This is a genomic window from Mesorhizobium sp. WSM4871 (assembly GCF_055811295.1).
This window is the reverse complement of record NZ_JBVVPU010000007.1, coordinates 324,794-343,121: the sequence shown is the minus strand read 5'-3', so window position 1 is coordinate 343,121 and position 18,328 is coordinate 324,794. Positions and strand designations below refer to the sequence as shown.

Annotated in this window: 16 protein-coding genes and 1 pseudogene; 14 read left to right on the top strand and 3 right to left on the bottom strand. The window is 58.0% G+C overall.

The window, feature by feature from the left end; genetic code table 11:
• Both AC0L2H_RS17120 and AC0L2H_RS17115 read left to right on the top strand, forming a co-directional pair.
• Window positions 1-232: type IV secretory system conjugative DNA transfer family protein (locus AC0L2H_RS17120; protein WP_473591283.1), on the top strand; the 232-nt coding region annotated here is incomplete at its 5' end.
• Between the two features lie 60 nt (window positions 233-292).
• Window positions 293-3,487 carry a Ulp1 family isopeptidase gene (locus AC0L2H_RS17115; RefSeq protein WP_394811860.1) on the top strand — a complete coding sequence of 1,065 codons (3,195 nt, stop codon included), beginning with the start codon at window positions 293-295 and terminating at the stop codon, window positions 3,485-3,487.
• A 37-nt stretch (window positions 3,488-3,524) separates the two neighbouring features.
• On the opposite strand, the pseudogene AC0L2H_RS17110 reads toward AC0L2H_RS17115, so the two are convergent.
• Both AC0L2H_RS17110 and virG read right to left on the bottom strand, forming a co-directional pair.
• A pseudogene (locus AC0L2H_RS17110) lies at window positions 3,525-4,093 on the bottom strand (ISKra4 family transposase); the annotation flags it as partial.
• 27 nt (window positions 4,094-4,120) lie between these two features.
• A complete protein-coding gene (virG, locus tag AC0L2H_RS17105) occupies window positions 4,121-4,840 on the bottom strand; it encodes a two-component system response regulator VirG (RefSeq protein ID WP_019856516.1) in 720 nt (239 codons plus the stop codon).
• A gap of 778 nt (window positions 4,841-5,618) precedes the next feature.
• On the opposite strand from virG, the gene AC0L2H_RS17100 reads away from it, so the two are divergent.
• The 12 genes from AC0L2H_RS17100 (at window position 5,619) to virB11 (ending at window position 15,326) form a co-directional block, all read left to right on the top strand.
• On the top strand, window positions 5,619-5,816 hold the full coding sequence (locus AC0L2H_RS17100) for a hypothetical protein (protein ID WP_019856517.1): 198 nt from the start codon (window positions 5,619-5,621) through the stop codon (window positions 5,814-5,816).
• 87 nt (window positions 5,817-5,903) lie between these two features.
• Entirely contained in the window at window positions 5,904-6,680 is a 777-nt protein-coding gene (locus AC0L2H_RS17095; RefSeq protein WP_019856518.1) for a type IV secretion system lytic transglycosylase VirB1, read from the top strand.
• 75 nt (window positions 6,681-6,755) lie between these two features.
• Entirely contained in the window at window positions 6,756-7,061 is a 306-nt protein-coding gene (virB2, locus tag AC0L2H_RS17090) for a pilin major subunit VirB2 (protein ID WP_019856519.1), read from the top strand.
• Window positions 7,061-7,387: a type IV secretion system protein VirB3 gene (locus tag AC0L2H_RS17085; RefSeq protein WP_019856520.1), complete on the top strand. Its 327-nt coding sequence runs from the start codon at window positions 7,061-7,063 to the stop codon at window positions 7,385-7,387. Before virB2 ends, AC0L2H_RS17085 begins: the two co-directional genes overlap by 1 nt.
• Entirely contained in the window at window positions 7,387-9,756 is a 2,370-nt protein-coding gene (gene virB4, locus AC0L2H_RS17080) for a type IV secretion/conjugal transfer ATPase VirB4 (protein ID WP_019856521.1), read from the top strand. Before AC0L2H_RS17085 ends, virB4 begins: the two co-directional genes overlap by 1 nt.
• A gap of 13 nt (window positions 9,757-9,769) precedes the next feature.
• Window positions 9,770-10,450, top strand: a complete 681-nt coding sequence (locus tag AC0L2H_RS17075) for a TrbJ/VirB5 family protein (RefSeq protein ID WP_019856522.1) — start codon at window positions 9,770-9,772, stop codon at window positions 10,448-10,450.
• 58 nt (window positions 10,451-10,508) lie between these two features.
• Window positions 10,509-11,393 carry a type IV secretion system protein gene (locus tag AC0L2H_RS17070; RefSeq protein WP_019856523.1) on the top strand — a complete coding sequence of 295 codons (885 nt, stop codon included), beginning with the start codon at window positions 10,509-10,511 and terminating at the stop codon, window positions 11,391-11,393.
• Between the two features lie 26 nt (window positions 11,394-11,419).
• Window positions 11,420-11,578 carry a type IV secretion system lipoprotein VirB7 gene (locus AC0L2H_RS17065; RefSeq protein WP_019856524.1) on the top strand — a complete coding sequence of 53 codons (159 nt, stop codon included), beginning with the start codon at window positions 11,420-11,422 and terminating at the stop codon, window positions 11,576-11,578.
• Window positions 11,575-12,288, top strand: a complete 714-nt coding sequence (locus tag AC0L2H_RS17060; protein ID WP_019856525.1) for a type IV secretion system protein VirB8 — start codon at window positions 11,575-11,577, stop codon at window positions 12,286-12,288. Before AC0L2H_RS17065 ends, AC0L2H_RS17060 begins: the two co-directional genes overlap by 4 nt.
• The gene (locus AC0L2H_RS17055) at window positions 12,285-13,166 is read left to right on the top strand and encodes a P-type conjugative transfer protein VirB9 (RefSeq protein ID WP_027046530.1); all 882 of its coding nucleotides are present in this window, start codon (window positions 12,285-12,287) and stop codon (window positions 13,164-13,166) included. Before AC0L2H_RS17060 ends, AC0L2H_RS17055 begins: the two co-directional genes overlap by 4 nt.
• Window positions 13,163-14,302: a type IV secretion system protein VirB10 gene (virB10, locus tag AC0L2H_RS17050; protein WP_027046531.1), complete on the top strand. Its 1,140-nt coding sequence runs from the start codon at window positions 13,163-13,165 to the stop codon at window positions 14,300-14,302. Before AC0L2H_RS17055 ends, virB10 begins: the two co-directional genes overlap by 4 nt.
• On the top strand, window positions 14,286-15,326 hold the full coding sequence (virB11, locus tag AC0L2H_RS17045; protein WP_019856528.1) for a P-type DNA transfer ATPase VirB11: 1,041 nt from the start codon (window positions 14,286-14,288) through the stop codon (window positions 15,324-15,326). Before virB10 ends, virB11 begins: the two co-directional genes overlap by 17 nt.
• A 113-nt stretch (window positions 15,327-15,439) precedes the next feature.
• Here the strand turns inward: virB11 and AC0L2H_RS17040 are convergent, their stop codons facing one another.
• Window positions 15,440-17,980 carry a two-component system VirA-like sensor kinase gene (locus AC0L2H_RS17040; RefSeq protein WP_019856529.1) on the bottom strand — a complete coding sequence of 847 codons (2,541 nt, stop codon included), beginning with the start codon at window positions 17,978-17,980 and terminating at the stop codon, window positions 15,440-15,442.
• Window positions 17,981-18,328 lie beyond the last annotated feature (348 nt).

Genomic DNA, 18,328 nt, shown 5'->3' with positions numbered 1-18,328 from the left:
TCGGCTGCTCGATGAAGACTACGAGATTGTTCTCATCAAAGGCCTGCCACCATTGCAATTGAGGAAGGTGCGATATTTTTCGGACCGCATCCTTAAATGCATCTTCGAAAGCCAGACAGGCGCCCTCCCGGAGCCGGCACCCTTGATGATAGCGGACGAGGGGCTCTCGGCAGAATCTCAACTCGATGACCCGCTGCGTGAATTGGCGCAGAATTTTGACGATACAGTTTGATGTGAGGCTAGTGTGGACCCGCGAAATAGTAATCCATCCCGCGTAACAGCTTTGTCGCAGGTGCAGGACTTGGAAGAGGAGCAAGCGGGCCAGGCCCGGCAAGTGGGCTTTGAGCAGCACGTGGCCGAGGCGCTCCGGCCGCTGTTCGATGATCGAGCTGACGAGCCGCCAACCAATCCAGAGGCGCTTCTGCGACTGGAACAGGGGTTCCGCGAAATGCTTCAGCGAGGGCAGGATGATCAAGCCGCCTCGTCTTTTTTCAGCGACCCCGGGATGCCCGCTGGACCGGGTGACCTCAACAGCGGCGTGGCGGACGCTTTCGCAGCGGCCGGCTCTGGGCATGCCGGAGTTGATGCCGCCGCCCCGCCAGTGTTAGCTGCCAGCCAACAGCAGATCCGGCCCTCGCCGGATGCGCTTGAACAGGGCAACCACCTGCCACCCGAGCGGGTCATCATCAACAATGAACATTCCACGGCGCTGTTGCGGACAGCGGAGAGGCAGAGGACCCTGAATACGCCGCAACCCGCCGCCATTCAGCAGCCGCTGAGCGAAATCGGCAATTCAGGCGGCCGCGTGCCGATGCAGCCCCCCATGCAGCAGTTGGGTGAATTGCCATTGGAAGGGGTACCGGTTCAAGGCACAGGGTCCGAACACATCGGAAGGCTGCATGCGGAGGCCGCGCCCTCCGCAAGGTCTGAGGCACCCCCCGCTGCGATCGAGGACTCCATCAACGTCTCATTCGCCGTCCCCAAAGGCTTCTCCCATCGGACTCAACGCGTCCCAGACGCGATGCTCTCTTTCTTGGACCCCCATGCCCCCTTGCCGGATGCGGGCCAGGCCCGGCAAGTGAGCTTTGAGCAGCACGTGGCCGAACCGCGCCGAGCCGATCCGGCTCCTGGCGCGAGTGGCGCCCGTGAAGCCCGCTATCGCCACCTGTCCGGCGAACACCGGGACGTTATTGATAAGGCGATCGCCCACGCTGCGGCCCAGCAACACCATAGCGCGGCGACGGTCCGAATATACTCGCATGCGCTTCGCCGATTGGCGAATGATCTCGGCGCTCGCGGCCAAGCGATTGATCTAAAAAATCACCAATCCCTGGTCGATCACGTCGATACTTTCTTTCCGGAAAACCACGGCATGAAGACGGCGTTGAACGTCCTGCGTGCGTATCATGAGCCGGGCTATTCAGCTGCTGCCGCGCGGCCAGCGGTGCCCTCAAAGGCAGACGCGCGTATCTTAGAACAATTGGCCAGTGACAGCAGCTTGGGCTTCGGCAGCCGTAATAACTATGGTCGGAATCTTCGCAGATTTTCTGAAGCGCTTGGGAGCTGGGGCCAGACGATCTCTGGGCTGGATCACAATTCGCGGATCAAATCCGCCGCGACGTTGTTTCCAGGCAATCGCAATCTCTTCTTCGCGTTGCAACGGGTTCGCGATGCGGAGTCCGCGTCAGACAGAAGCGTGGCCGACGCTTTCGCAGCGGCCGGCTCTGGGCACGCCGGAGTTGAGGCCGCCGCCCCGCCAGTCTTAGCTGCCAGCCAACGGCAGATCCGGCCCTGGCCGGATGCGCTTGACCAGGGCAACCACCTGGCACCCGAGCGGGTCATCATCAACAATGAACATTCCACAGCGCTGTTGTGGCCAGCGGAGCGGCAGAGGGCCCTGAATACGCCGCAAGCCGTCGCCATTCAGCAGCCGCTGAGCGAAATCGGCAATTCAGGCGGCCGCATGCCGATGCAGGCCCCCATGCAGCAGTTGGATGAATTGCTATTGGAAGGGGTACCGGTTCAATGGACAGGGTCTGAACACATCGGAAGGCTGCATGCGGAGGCCGCGCCCTCCGCATGGTCTGAGAACCCGCCCGCTGCGATCGAGAACTCCATAAACGTCTCATTCGCCGTCCCCCAAGGCTTCTCCCATGGGATTCAAGGCGTCCCAGGCGCGATGCTCTCTTCCTTGGACCATTATGGTTATGGCTTCTTGCCGGATGCGGAAAAGAAGGAGTGGAACCACGAGATTGAAGGTCGCGGCTACGCCGCCGAGAGGCCAGAAGGGCGCAACGACTTTTCGCTCGTCCATCGCGGTCCGATGAGCGAAGCTGCAGCGGCAGCAGTACCGGCAAGAGCTCCAGGACCCGTCTCGCCAGCGACCGCCAGGCTTTCAGACACCTATCGCGGTGTTCCGTTGGTCGATCTGACCACCACCTCCGATGCTCGGATCGGAGCTTTTCCGTCAGGCTCATCCAACCTCCCCGCGGGGGCGGTGCTCGGGGCCACCGAACTGCTGAGCGACGCCCATATCCAGAGGGATTACGAATTCCTCGAGCAGCAGCTGCAGCAGGCGGATCCAGCGCTCGCCGCTCGAACGCGGCTGGTGGATCCGTCGGTATCCCATCTGCTGCGCCACATGGAGCAGCCAGACGCGCTAGGCACATTGCAGTCGATTTATAATCGAAACGCCGACCCACCCGACTTCCTGTTCGTGCCAGTGAACGATGGCACTCCTAGCAACCGAGGCACCCATTGGTCGCTGCTGCTCGTAGATCGCCGCGACCCGCAAAGAACGGTCGCCTATCACTACGACTCCGTCCAGCAAAACGACTCCGTCCAGCAAAATCGACGGGGATACAATGACGCGCCTGCCCGAGAGCTCGCAACAAGACTGGACGCGACCACCCTGGTGACACCCGAGACGGCGCAGCAGAACAACCTTGTTGATTGCGGCGTGTTCGTGGTGGACGGCACGCGCGAGCTGGTTCTTCGATTGGCGAACCAAGAGCGGCCAGAACGGCAGCTGCCACTGGACCTCAACTACCTCGTCGCCGATCGGCAGGCGCTGCAAAACCGACTGAGGCAGGGCCGCTTGCCGCACGAGCTTGCCGCAATCCCCGCGGATGCTTTTGCAGCAGCCGGGTCGCAGGTGCAACATGCCGTCTTGCAAGAGCAGCAAGCCCGACAAGTGGCGCCAGCACCGTTTGAACCGCACTTGGGCAGGACTCGCGAGAGCCAGGACGAGCTGACGGGTACACTTGACAACCGCGTGAACAGAGAGGGCGTCATCATAAACACTGAACGTTACACAGTGCTGTTGAGACCGGCGAAGATGCAGAGGACTGACAATCCGCAATCCTTCGCCACGGGGCGGCAAGCGAGCGAAGCAAATACGTCGTCCATCAGGCAAGACTCCGATCAAACCCGAGCAGACCTCATGGCTTCCTCCAGAAGCAGAGAGCGCTTCGACGCCGGACGTTGAGCTCCACGGCTGGGGCGAAGCAGAACAGCTCTTTTGAGACAGAGGCGCTGATGCGATATCCGGACCGGTAGCTCTTGTCGAAGTTTACCAGGCTGGCACCGTTGAAGGCGATGTAGGCTTGGAACCCGCCGACGGCGGTCAGGAACTTGCGCATATTCGGCTAGCCTGTTTCGAGACCTTCCGGGTCGAACTGCAGGTCGGCGATTTCGTCACGGGCACAATAGAGGTTACGATGCCAGAGATGCCATTTGATCCTGCGCAAGCTTTCAAGCAGGTCCTGTCCGATCTGCTCGTCGGTGGTTTTCGAGCCCTTGCACGAACTGGCGAAGGAGCGTGATGCGCGTGGTGTATGAAGCCAGTCGAGGACATGCTCGCTCGCCGTGCGATCATTTCCGCGACCGGGCGGACTTCTTCCCACCATCGTTGATGAAGGTAACATCCTGATTGGCCTGGACGCCCTGCTGCTTGAGATGGTCGAGAACGTGCCATTGCAGCTCGCGATCATAGCCGTGGACGAAACCGATGTAGCGCGGAGCGCCGTCTTCAGGCCGCGAGTGGCCTGCGATCAGCTCGATTTTTCTTCCAGTCGTCGCGGTGGCGGATGTACTCGGGAAACTCCAGAATACCTCCCGGTCAAGCTGCCGAGATCCCTCCGTAGCTGACATCTACGTCAGCGTTGAAGAAGTACCCTGCACCACGGGACGTTTTGACCAGGCAAGGATTGGCCGCATCAACCTCCAGCTTTCGGCGCAGGCGCATAATCAGGACATCGACACTTCGATCACAGACCTCTTCTCCACGCACACGGCTCGCGAGCAGAAGCCGTTCTCTGGATAACACGTTGCGTGGGTTCTCCAAGAACGCGATCAAGAGATTGAACTCACCTGCGGTAAGCTTGACCTCACCACGCTCCTCAAAGATCAGTCGCCGCTGCTTGACGCTGAGCTTCCAGGCCCCAAAGCGAAATGAGCGCTGATCTCTGGTTCGAGGAATGCGCTCTCGTAACGCTACTCGAATGCGGGCCAAGAATTCGCGCATCCCGAAAGGCTTGGCAATGAAATCGGTTGCGCCGAGCTCCAGTGCAACCACTTTTTCCGCCTCATCAAGCCGGTCGCCGCTGATCACTATGATCGGAACATGCGATTTTGTCGCCAGATTGCGGACGATCGCAAGTCCATCCTCCCGGCCTAGGTTAAGGTCAACAACCACGAGATCGACTGGCTCATGTGAAAGAACATAGTCAAACTGCTTGCTATCGTGGACTGCGGTTACCTTCAAGGCATGCATCGTGAGGTACTCGGCGATGAGGTGCCGCATTGGGGCATCATCATCGATGACAAGAACATGTTTCAACGGCTCACCTTCAATCTCGAATCGCTTTGTCTAAGCTGTTGCCGAGCAACCCTAGGGCACCGATGTAGAACAGCTGCCCCATGATCCACCCGCCGCTGCGGCGGCCAGGTAAGGAGGCGTTGCTCGTCCAGAATCGGTAGAAAGCAGGGCCTTATCGCGGACTGGCGGCATGCATTTAGCCGTGCACCAGACAGGTTCAAGCGCCGACTCGCTTTTCCGGATCGTGATTCTCCGCTTTGTCAGTTTGATGCTGGCCCGCTCACACTATTCGGGTTCGACGGCATGGATGCCGAGTTGCCTGCAATGTGTTTGCTTCCTCGTCACGTTATCCGGCGCTTGTGGCCTGGATCATCTCGACATCGTCCGACTCGTGGGAGTCCGACGTGGTTAAGCAGCGCCGCGTTTGAGTCCCTGAAAGGTCGTCGGCGAAAGGACCAACGTGATTCGCTACAGCGGTTTGTGCCAAATAGCATGTCTCCTGCCAAGCCGGGTTCTTCCGAGAAGGCCGGCGGCATCGCATCTTGTTATGGTCGAGGGCGGTTACCGTCCGACCTAACATTTCTCAGATTAAGCGAGACCTCCACATTGATCCTGTCACGTCACGGGCAGCACCTCAAACTCGACAGCGCCAAATCGAATATCGTGATTGTGCCCGGCGATAGCCCGTCGGATTCCGTCAATGGCGTGCGGTTTTCTGCCGATGGGTATGATCAACTGATCCAGTGCGCGGCCGAACAGCTAAACCAGGTTCGCGAGCGTCAGCTGTCCGGGCTTCGGCATGGACGGCCTTTATGTCCACCTCGGCTCGGATTTCTCCGCCGCGCCGAAACACGTTCGCGGCTCCTTCCAGAAGCTGCTTACTTCAATCCGTGATCTAGTTCGCATGCACATCATGCTGCTGCGTCAGCTCAGCCAGCGTCCTTTCCGCCTGAACAAATGTCTTTTGTTTCAGTTGAAACCGAAAAGCTGGACTTGAACATCACGCAGTAACAAACCTCCCCGATAAGCGCGTGCCGGACAGGGCCAGAACCGGTCCGGACGCTTGGAAAGGTAGGGGATAGGAATGTTTATTGCAGCTTGGCCGCTGGCCATCGCCCTGTTGACATCCATGTCATTCCCAGCCGAGCCCGCGCCACTTTCGCCCCGTGAATTCCACCGCCTGTCGCGCAAATGCGCTCCCTGGGTTGCGCCGTCCACCCTCGCCGCGATTGCCAAAATTGAAAGTGGCTTTGAAACGCTGGTGGCTCATGACAACACCACAGGTGAGCAGCTTCGCTGGATAGACCGCCTGGAAGCGACGCGGGGCATCAAGAACCGCCTCGAAGCACAACATTCTGTCGATGTCGGATTGATGCAGATAAACAGCAAGAACTTTTCCTTCCTCAATCTCACGCCGGAAAAGGCTTTCGAGCCCTGCGCCTCGCTATCGGCCGCCGCCCACTTGCTTGAAAGCCGGTATGCCGGCGGCACGACTGCTCCGGCGCAGCAACTGGCGCTTCGCCGTGCCATCTCGGCCTACAACACGGGCGACGTCACGCGTGGCTTCACCAACGGTTATGTACGCAAGGTCGAGTTGGCCGCAAAGGACATCTCGAGTCACCCCGCGCCAACCCTGGAGCCGACCGCTCAAGATGCGCCACACCTTGAGGCACCCGGTCGGAAAGCCGTGCCGCCTCTGCTCCAACAGAGCCAACAGGCCAATGGAAAGCAGCCCAACCAAAATTCTTGGGACATCTGGGGCTCGTATGAGTCAAACCGCTCCGGGGCCGATCCCTCCGGTCCGACAGGCAGCCAGGCTGCGGAAGAACCCTCGAACCCGAACAAACTCGTATTCGATTGAACCCATGGAGATACAATGATGACGCCACTCAACATACTTCGTGCGCTTAAAGCGCGTGTTCCTTCGCCTTTTTCCATGCTGCGCACGGCGGCTGAATATGTACCGGCCGCTGCTGCAGGCGCGGCGTGGACGGTCTTCTCCATCGGGCCAGCCTCGGCTCAGGTGACCGGAGGGACGGATCCCGCCAAGATGGTCCAGAATATCTGCACCTTCGTACTTGGCCCCTTCGGACAATCACTGGCCGTGCTCGGACTCGTGGCCATCGGCATCTCTTGGATGTTCGGTCGTGCTTCACTTGGCCTGGTTGCGGGTGTCGTTGGAGGGATCGTCATCATGTTCGGCGCCAGCTTCCTGGGCAAGGCGCTCATAGGCGGTGGCTGATGAGCGACCGGTTGGAAGTGAGCACCCTCTATGTGGCGGCGACACGTCCCGCACTGTTTCTGGGGGTGCCGCTGACGCTGGCCGGATTGCTGATGATGTTGGCTGGTCTCGTCATCATTGTCCTTCAAAACCCACTTTATGAAATCGTGCTCGTGCCACTCTGGTTTGGCGCCCGGCTGGTTGTTGAGCGTGACTATAACGCCGCAAGCGTCGCGCTCCTCTATTTGCAGACGGCCGGCAGAAGCGTGGACGGGCCGGTCTGGGGCGGCGCGAGCGTCAGCGCCAATCCGATCAGAGTGCCGAAACGCGGAAGAGGAATGGTGTAATGTTTGGCGCCAGTGGCCGGACCGAGAGGTCTGGCGAGATCTACCTTCCGTATGTTGGTCACATAAGCGATCAGGTCGTCCTTCTGGAAGACGGATCGATCATGGCCATGGCACACGTGAACGGCCTGCCCTTTGATTTGGAAGACCCTGAGATGCGCAACTCGCGCTGCCGCGCGTTCAACACTCTGTTGCGCAACATCGCCGATGACAATGTCTCGATATACGCTCATCTTGTGCGAAACAACGATGTGCCGGAGCCGGCACTGCGCCAGTTTCAAAGTGCATTTGCTGGCAGTCTGAGCGAGGCCTACGAGAGCCGTGTGCTGTCGGGAAAGCTTTTTCGCAACGACCACTTCCTCACTGTGGTCGTGTTCCCCCGCACCGCAATCGGCAAGATCGTCTTGCGCATTGCCAAGTCCCTCAGACGGAATGACAACGATCTAGCCACCCAAATTCGAATCCTGGAAGACCTCTGGCAGATCATTGCTGGCTCACTCGGCGGTTACGGTCTGCGCCGGTTGGGTATTCGCGAGAAAGGCAACGTGCTCTTCACGGAAATTGGTGAGGCGCTTCGGCTGATAATGACTTGCCGGTTTCTTCCGGTTCCGATGGTTACCGGCTCACTCGGCGCCTCGATCTACACTGACCAGGTCATCTGCGGGAAGCGGGCGCTTGAGATTCGAAGACCCGGAGGTAGCTCCGTGGGATCATTGTTTTCGTTCCGCGAATATCCGGCGACGACGCGGCCAGGCATGCTGAATCCCTTGCTGTCCGCGAACTTCCCGCTTGTCCTGAGCCAGAGCTTTTCCTTCCTCACTCGGCCACAAGCTCATGCGAAGCTTAGCCTCAAGTCCAGCCAGATGACGAGCGCTGGCGACAAGGCTCTCACCCAGATCAATGAACTTGCCGAGGCAGAGGATGCACTGGCTAGCAACGAGTTCGTGATGGGGTCGCATCATTGGAGCCTGTGCGTCCATGCCGACAGCCTCAATAGCCTTGCAGATCGTGGAGCAAATGCGCGCGCAAGGCTGGCAGACGCGGGCGCCGTTATCGTCCAAGAGGGTATCGGCATGGAGGCCGCATACTGGTCCCAACTGCCGGGGAACAACAGGTGGCGCACGCGCCCCGGGGCGATCACCTCCTACAATTTTGCCGGGCTTGTCTCATTTGAGAACTTCCCAAGCGGTTCCAGTTCCGGCCACTGGGGCAAGGCTGTTGCGCGCTTTCGCACAAACGGGGGAACTTCTTTCGACTACATCCCCCATGAGAATGACGTCGGCATGACGGCGATATTCGGGCCTGTCGGCAAAGGCAAGACGACGCTGATGACCTTTATCCTGGCGATGCTTGAGCAAAGCCTGGTCAATCGCGATGGTGCGATCGTCTTTTTCGATAAGGACCGGGGCGGTGAACTGCTGGTGCGAGCCACGGGAGGGACATATCTTGCGTTGCGCAGAGGCGCTCCAAGCGGCTTGGCCCCCCTGCGTGGACTGGACAACACCTCCGCCTCGTTGGACTTTCTGCGCGAATGGTTGATGGCCCTGATCGAGAGTGACGGCCGCGGTCCGATCTCGCCGGAGGAAAGCCGTCGACTGGAACGTGGCATTGTTCGTCAACTTTCGTTTGAACCCGTCATGCGCTCAATTGCGGGCCTGCGCGAATTCCTGCTGCATGGCCCCTCCGAGGGCGCAGGAGCACGGCTGCAGCGGTGGTGTAGAGGGAATGCGCTTGGATGGGCGTTTGACGGCGATGTGGACGAAGTAAGGCTGGATGCCTCGATTACAGGCTTTGACATGACGCAGCTCCTGGAATTTGAGGAGGTCTGTGCGCCGGCCGCCGCCTATCTTTTGCATCGCGTGGGCGCTGTTGTCGATGGCCGTCGGTTCGTCATGAGCTGCGACGAGTTTCGCTTCTATCTGCTCAACCCCCAGTTCTCGGCTGTTATCGACAAGTTCTTGCTCACCGTCCGCAAGAACAATGGCATGTTGATACTCGCAACGCAGCAGCCTGAACACGTGCTGGAATCGCCTCTCGGAGCTAGTCTCGTTGCACAATGTATGACGAAAATTTTCTACCCATCTCCGACAGCCGACCGATCCGCGTATGTCGATGGCTTGAAGTGCACCACGCAGGAGTTCGAGGCAATCCGCCAGGGAATGGCAATTGGCAGCCGCAAGTTTTTGCTCAAGCGCGACAGCGGGAGTGTTGTTTGCGAATTCGATCTTGGCCAGATGCGCGAGTACGTAGCCGTACTCTCGGGGCGGGCCAACACCGTGCGCCTTGCCGACCAGCTTCGTGACCAGCACGGAGATGCCCCAAGTGGATGGCTCGACAAGTTCATGGCTCGTTACCACGAAGTTCAAGACTGATGGAGGAATACTGATGAGATTGGCCAAGCTTGCAGTAATAACGCTTGCTTCCTTTCCGCTTAGCACACAGGCCCGTGCGCAATGGGTCGTCAGCGACCCGGTAACAGAAACACAATCGGTCTTAACAGCGGCTTCCGCCGCGGCGATCCTTATAAAGTCAGCCGAGACGCTCGCTGCCACGATCGAAGTGGTGGAAATGCTGAAGTCGTCATTTGCTGTCACGGGACTGCTGGGCGCAATGAACCAAGGAAATCACTACCCGTCGAGCAATAAGCTGGAGGGGCAGATGTTTGATGCTCGGGCGCCAGTTTCGACCATGGCGCGTAACATTGCGCAGGACCCAACTCGGATAGTCACCGGCTCCGATGCAGAAGGGAAACTGTTACAGGGGCAAATCGCTGGTGCCGCCAATGCCGCAGCTCTTGCAGCCGACACTCTGGACGTAATGGACAAGCGCGTTAAGGCTAACGACAGCACGCTTGGTCAGCTTTCCAGCTCGAGAAATATTGTGCAGGCCACCGTGACCAACGGGCTGGTCCTCAAGCAGATTCACGATGCGATCATCCAAAATGTCCAGGCCACGAGTTTGCTGACGATGGCCACTGCACAAGGGAGCCTTCACACCGCGGAGGAGTCCGTCACGCAGCGTCGCGAACGCCAAGACACCGCCAAGATCTTTAGCCCATGGCAGTGAAGCACGCAGAGTTCATCCGGCTCAGCTGCACTGATCAGGGACAAATCAGGCTCACGCCATGACTTTCAAAATTCCCACGCCGTTCACGACTATACACGAGATCTTTAATATGGCCTTTACGTTGGAGCTGCATAAAGTGCTTGGAAAGATCCAAGAGGCGGTCAGTGCGCCTCTGGTTGCGTGTGTCACGCTTTGGATAATAATCCAAGGCTGTCTGGTCATGCGTGGGCAAGTCGATACGCGCGGGGGTATCTCGCGCGTAATCATGGTGTCGATTGTCGTTGGGCTTATCTTAGGGCAGGCCAACTACCAGCAGTACATTGAATTGTTCTTCGACGACACGATTCCGAGGTTTGCTCACCACATCAGTGGCAGCGACTTCCCCTTCATCGAGATCCCCAAGAAGCTCGATTTCATGTTTGATTCAAGTCAGTATGCCTTTCAGGTAATTGCTTCCGAAATTGGCCCTATGAACGGCCAGGACATACTTGCTTTCGAGGGAGCGCAGTGGATTTTCTACGGCGCGCTGTGGACAACGTTCGAGATCTACGATGCCGTTGGAATTCTGACGAAGGTGCTGTTGACTATCGGCCCCCTGGTCCTTGTAGCCTACCTTTTTGATCATACTCGAGATATGGCCACCAAATGGATCGGCCAACTGCTCTCGTACGGGCTGCTGCTTCTCCTCTTCAACATCGTTGGAACGATAGTTATCGCCGCCGAAGCAGCCTCGCTGGTGCTTATGCTGACGGTGATCAAATTCTCGGGCACGACAGCAGCCAAGATCATCGGGCTTTACGAGCTCGACATGTTTTTCCTAGCTGGTGACGCTCTGATCGTCGCGCTTCCGACGATCGCCAGCAGCATCGCCGGCGGCTCTTGGGCAGGGGCGAACCCACCTCTTAACCTCAATCGCCACTTTGTCAAAACGGCGCGTGGCTAATCAATCTACGAACGCGGTGCCAATACATGAAATATTACCTGCTTTTCTCCATCCTCGCTTTGGCCGCCTGCAAGACAACCGATCGGCTTGCGACCTGTACGGGTGCGCCATTCCAGCTGAACGTGGGACAATGGGAAACCACCCCTGAGGATCTTCAGGTCGAATGTGCGGAAGAGCCTAAGTGAAGTTTCCTGATCATGCCCTTCTGGTGGAGAGAGAAACGCTAGCCGCCCACTACAAGAAGGTGGAAGCGTTTCAAACTTCACGAGCGAAGTCTGCGCGGCGCCTGTCAAAGGCCCTGATAGCTTTTGCCGCAGCGGCGGTCCTCGGAAATGTTGCCCAGGCATTTACCATCGCTGCCATGGTCCCGTTGGCCAAGCTCGTACCTGTGTTCCTCTGGGTACGGCCTGATGGGACCGTTGACAGCGAAGTGTCAATCTCGCGACTGCCGGCAACCCAAGATCGAGCCGTCATAAATGCTTCACTGTGGGAATATGTACGCCTGCGCGAGGGCTACACAGCAGATACAGCCCAATACGCCTATGACCTCGTATCCAGTTTCAGCGCACCGGCTGTGCAACAGCAATATCAAGATTTCTTCAACTATCCGAATCCCACCTCGCCCCAAGTCACGGTTGGCAAGCGCGGCAAGCTCGAGGTCGCGCATATTTCCTCGAACGACCTCAGTCCGGACGTTCAACAGATCCGCTACAAACGTACCCTTATTGTCGATGGGCAGATGCCGATAGTGACCACCTGGACAGCTACCATCCGCTACGAGCGCTTGATGGGTCTGTCTGGGCAATCGAGGCTCACCAATCCAGGAGGTCTACTCGTCACATCCTATCAAGCCTCGGAAGATACCGTATCGAACCTGGGCTTCGTGCAGCCATGACAAAAAGAGCATTTCTGGCGCTGGCCTGTTCACTGTTCCTAACGATGGAAGCGTGGGCGGAAGACACGCCCCTTGCTGGCAAGCATGATGCCCGGATGCGCTACCTGGCTTACCGTCCCGACGAAGTGGTGCGCCTATCGACCGCAGTGGGGGCAACGCTGGTTGTCACATTCGCGGCCAACGAGACCGTCGCAGCCGTGGCCGTTTCCAATAGCAAAGACCTGGCTGCGCTTCCGCGCGCCAATTATCTCTTCTTTAAGGCTAGTCGCATCCTGCCGCCCCAGCCGGTCATCGTGCTTGCCGAGAGCGAGTCCGGTACACGCAGATACGTCTTCAGCATTTCCACGAGGGCGATGCCCAAACTCGATGAGCAGCAACCAGACCTATACTACAGTGTGCAGTTCACCTATCCTGCCGATGAGGCTGCTGCTCAGAGAAAGGAAGCAGAAAGGCGCTCGATTCTTGGCCAGGCCCGGGCGAAAGTGCTGCAAGACGAGAGAGTTCAGGATTTGTTGAATCGGCCCGCCGCAACTGCCAGTCCGGACGAAAACAATTTTCACTATGTCGCAAAGGGCGATCGATCGCTGGCGCCGCTGGAAGTTTTTGATAATGGCTTTACCACGGTATTTGGCTTCCCAAGCAATTCCCGCATACCCTCCCTCTACGTTATCAATCCAGACGGCAAGGAAGCCGCTGCCAATTACGCAGTAAAAGGCGACTATGTTGAAGTATCCGCAGTCGCCCGGGAATGGCGTCTGAGAGATGGCAACACGGTCTTGTCCATTTTCAACAGGGCCTATGATCCTATGGGACGAGCGCCAGGGACCGGTACAGTGACACCCGACGTGTGGCGCGTTTTGAAAGGCTCGGGCCGATGAATGAAACTGGCCCACAGTCGGGACATGATGTACATGCATCCGGATCGATGGTCTCGGAGCCGGCCCGCCGGCAGGTTTCGGGATCGCAGAAGTTGGCCGTCGCTGCTCTTGTTCTCATCTCATCTCTATCGCTCATCTGGCTCGGAGGTCGCCCCAGCACACAAGACGAACCATCTCAGCCAAAACCGCCAATTGTCGCCAGCGCCGAGCCATTCCGCCCCGTGCCGATTGAGATTGCTCCCGAACCTCCAGCACCGGTGCAGGCGGCGCAGGCGGCAGATCCTGCGCCATCCACGCCGCCCCCACCGGCGCCAGCTGATCCGCCGCCCGAGGAAACACCAATTTTCGCCTACAGTGGCAGCGGTCAAATGGCCAATGACGATCGGCGGAGCGAAGACAACCATAAGGATGCTCCGGCGACCGCGGATGAGATTTCAATCGGTGGCGATCTGTCAGGCCGATTGAAGCCAGATATACAGGAGCCGAGCCGGGCCACACTTTTGCCGCACCCTGATCTCGTGATTACTCAAGGAACGATCATTCCCTGTATTTTGCAAACGGCAGTCGACACAAATTTGCCCGGCCATGTGAAGTGCGTCTTACCTAAAGACGTCCGCGGCGCCACCAACAATGTCGTGCTCTTGGATCGCGGGACGACCGTGATTGGCGAGATCCAGCGTGGTCTCCAGCAGGGGGATGCGCGTGTCTTCGTGCTGTGGACGCGCATCGAAACACCTGACCATGCTCTGGTTTCGATAGCATCGCCGGGCGCTGACGAGCTCGGCCGCTCCGGAATGCCTGGCACGGTGGACAATCACTTCCGGGAACGCTTTGGCGGAGCGATACTCATGAGCGTCATCCAAGGGGCGTTTCAGGCGGCCGGTCAATACGCGGCCAGCTCTGGCGGAGGAAGCGGCATCAACAGCTTCCAGAGCAACGGTGGACAAGCCGTCGAGACGACACTGAGAGCGACGATCAACGTTCCGCCAACCCTGAAGAAAAACCAGGGAGATGCCGTATCCATCTTTGTGGCTCGGGACCTCGATTTCTCAGATGTATACGATCTTAGAGCGACTGCCGTGGCGCCAGCCCAACATCGCGAACGCCGGAGAGACAAAAATGCAATCGGAGGCTGATCCTCAATTGCGTTTGCTCCTCGAGCCCGTTCTGAAATGGCTTGAGGAGCCAAGCACCGAAGAGGTCGCTATCAACCGGCCTGGGGAAGCCTTTGTCCGACAAGCCGGCCTTTTCACGAAACATCCGCTGCCGCTGTCTTATGATGATCTGGAGGACATCGCGATCCTGGCGGGAGCGCTGCGCAAGCAAGACGTCGGACCGCAAAGCCCCCTCTGTGCGACTGAGTTGCCGAACGGAGAGCGGTTGCAGATCTGTTTGCCGCCCGCTGTACCCTCACGAACAATAAGCCTGACGATACGGCGTCCCTCAAGTCGTGTGACCGAACTCAAGGAAGTTTCAACTCGCTACGAATACTCGCGCTGGAATCAGTGGCGATCGCGAAAAGAGCGCCAAGAGCGGCAGGACGAAACAATTCTTCAGCACTACGACCATGGTGACTTGGAGCAATTTTTGCGTGCCTGCGTCTGCGGGCGGCTCACGATGCTGCTTTGCGGAGCTAGTGGAAGCGGCAAAACGACAATGAGCAAGACTTTGATCAACGCTATACCCCCGCAAGAGAGGTTGATCAGCATCGAGGACACGCTCGAACTTGCAATCCCGCACGAGAACCATGTCCGCTTACTCTATCCGAAGGACCGAGCAGGCGCAGGTGCGATGACGGCCGAGCAACTGTTGCAAGCCAGCTTGCGCATGCGCCCCGATCGAATATTGCTTGGCGAGATGCGCGATGATGCCGCTTGGGCCTACCTTAGCGAAGTCGTCTCCGGCCATGCGGGATCGATATCAACGATTCATGGGGCTGATCCGGTCCAAGGTTTCAAAAAGCTCTTTTCACTCGTCAAGAGCAGCGCGCAAGGAGCCGCTGTGGAAGACCGCACGCTTCTGGACATGCTGTCGGCTGCCATTGACGTCATCGTACCGTTCCGTACCCAAGGCGACGTGTATGAGGTGGGAGAGGTATGGCTCGCCGCCGATGCCCGTCGACGGGGAGAGACAGTAGCCGACCTTCTCAACACGCACTAAGGAACAACGTCTCGGGATCGATAAGCCGGTGATGTGACGCGTCGTTGTTCTGCTTCAATGCCCTTTTGACGGTCTTCTCGGATTTCTTAGGTAGCCCGATCGAGTCGGCGGCATCATGCCATCATCATTGTACGAACCGCATGCTGCATTGTCCGGGACGAAACCGGCTTCGCTAGCCAAAGGACGAAGGCCTGATTGGTAGATGTGACCGGCACGGGGTCGATTTCGCCGACGACTATGACAGGCACCATCATGAGGGTGGCGCCCACGGATTCGGCCTGTCCTCGCTCCAGGAAAGGCATTTTACCTAAGATCAGCAGGTCTGCTGCCTTCCCGCTCTCGGTCCAGCCGCAAAGACTTTCGAAGGTCGCGAAGCCGACGGGCTTATAACCCAGCGCGGCGATCTTGTCCTTGTAGATCTCCAACTCAGCTGGATCGGGCTCCACGACTGCAACGATTTCTCCGTTGCCAAGTGATCCGTCGTATGGGCCAAAAGCGATGTCAGCGCTGACTGGCTCCTCCTTGGAGGCCGGTAAGTAGATATCAAAGCGCGTCCCTCGGCCAACAGCCGAGGTGACGTCAAGGCATCCTGCGAGCGCGCTCACGTGTCTGTCAACCGCAGCAAGACCCAGCCCGGTCCCGCCGACGAGAGAGCGCGTGGTAAAAAAGGGCTCAAAGACATGCGGAAGTATCGAACTTGCGATTCCGGGGCCATCGTCGCTGATGGAGAGGAGAACGTAATCTCCAGGTCTCAAGGTGCCCTGAGCCAGCGGTTTGGTTTGGCACACCTGGGCGCGAGAAACGCTAACCTCGACGCGGCCCTCGTTCAAGACAGCCTCCGACGCGTTCTTGCACAGATTCATGAGGATCTGCTGCATCTCGGTTGGGCTGCCCTCGACCACCGTTTGCCACTCGTTGATCTTGAAGTTCAACTGAACACCCGCACGAACTGTAACCCGCAGCAATGGCGCAAGATCCATGACAATTTCGGAGACGTTGAAAGGCACTGCAACGCGCTTGCGGTTTCGGCTGAGTGACAAGATCTGGTCAACGATCAGCTTGGCGCGGTGTCCAGCTAAGATGATTTGATCGATGTGCTTCCGTATTCTGGAGGGGCGACGCACCAGACCTTGGGCAATTTCTGAATATCCGATTATTGCGCCTAAAATATTGTTGAACTCATGTGTGGCGCCGCTTGCGATCGTGCCGACGGTCCTCAGCCTTTCCAAATGCTCCCATCGACTCGCCAGAAGGTCGCGTTCGGCATTTACACGTTGCATTTCAAGATGGTTGCTCAAACGCACAATGGCACTGGCAAGAACCCGCAGGTCGCCTGCTGAAGGGAGTGAACGATCTCGTTCAAAAACAAGGATGCACACCACAGCCTGCTGATCGGAGGCCCTGCAAGCAACAATTTGACAAACACCGGAAGTGTCTGGGGCGGTGCGAACCATTTCCGCCGCCGGAACGACGCGAAATACTGGCCGTCCGGCGCGGGCAAGTGAAACGACTTCATCAAGAAGCGCGACGTTCCAGACACGCATGCACGTGTTCGTCGCAAAACACCCGGTATGCCTGCTGAGACTCGGATCCACCAGAGCAAGCGCGCATTGATCCGCGTCGAAGGCGCGTTGAACAAGTCTAAGCGCTGCTTCGGTTGAAAAGCGCGGCGACGCGTTCTTTGCTTTACTTTCATTGAAACGAGCTTCGATCTCACGCATTGCCTCTTCAAGCTCCAGCCGCCTTTCCAACCGGTTCGTCCGCACATGCAGCCTGAAGGCCCGAATGATCGCAAACAAGCAGAGGCATATGGACACCGAGCCAAAGAAAAGTCGTGTGCGCTGCGCTTGCGCGCTGGCCAAGCTGTAGTCTTTCAGATATTCGCCCTCCAGTTCGGCGGCCTTGGCGAACGTGTTAAAGGATGCGATCCGATCGGCTGCGCGGTCCACTCTCGACAACGCGGACAGGATAGCGCGGCCGTTGCGGACAACATCGTGGGTGGCTTGGTCCTGGCTCGGAGGAAGTCGGCTTAGAGATTGATCGATCTGTGATGCGAGGCTGAATCCCGGTCTGGCCGAAAACTGAAGGATCAGATTGGAGAGTTCAAGCCTGTTGGACGGCGCCCCCTCAAGGCGATTGACCGAGCGAGCAAACCGTACGAGACTGCTTTGCAGAAGCTCATTTTGCGCAGCCGCTGCCGAGATGGTAGCCTCTGTGTTTTCGACGGACTTTTTGAGCTGTGCAAGCAACCTGGAGTGCGCTCCGGAGCTCTCATCGGGCGAAATCTCGGCAAGGCGTTGCAAGTTTGTAACGTTCCTTTGCAATGCTTGGAGGGTAGAATCAACGGTGCGGAAGTCCAATACCATGTCGGTTCGAGCGCGGGCGACATCGCGCTGGAGCAATGCGTAGTTGATCTGAATCGTTCGCAGTTCACTTAGGACCGCCTCGTCGACCTGTGGATCCTGCCTCTGTATCCCGACCAAGAGCGCAAACGAGGCCGCCAGGGCGATTACAAAAACGTTGTCGGTACTGAGCCTTTTTTCACAACGAAACGGCGTTTGATGCGCGGTGCGCGCCTTGCGAAAGTCCGATCTGAATTCTTGCTCCTCATTGCTTCGGTATGCGGCCGGATGCTGCTGGAACAGGAAAACCATGTGTACCTCTCCCCTCACAAAGACGGCTTAGACACCGTCGCACTTTGCCCCCGTTGCCCCGCTGACCCTCCGTTGAATTTCGCGGCGATTAGACTTCGACCGTTCTTTTCCGAACTCTGGCCACTCGTGAGCTCGACGCGAACGTGGAAACTGAAGGCACGGCGTTACGGCACGTGAGAACGATAACTGGGCTATCCGTGAAATGCTGATTTGATAGTTGTTGAGAAGGGAAGGCACCAATGCCAGGCTGACACCGCGTGACGGATTCAATCGAGATTTGCCTGTTTTCGCGTGGCGAGTCGAACCACGCCGATGTTGAAGGTACCGTTGAGTCTCGTCATAATGACG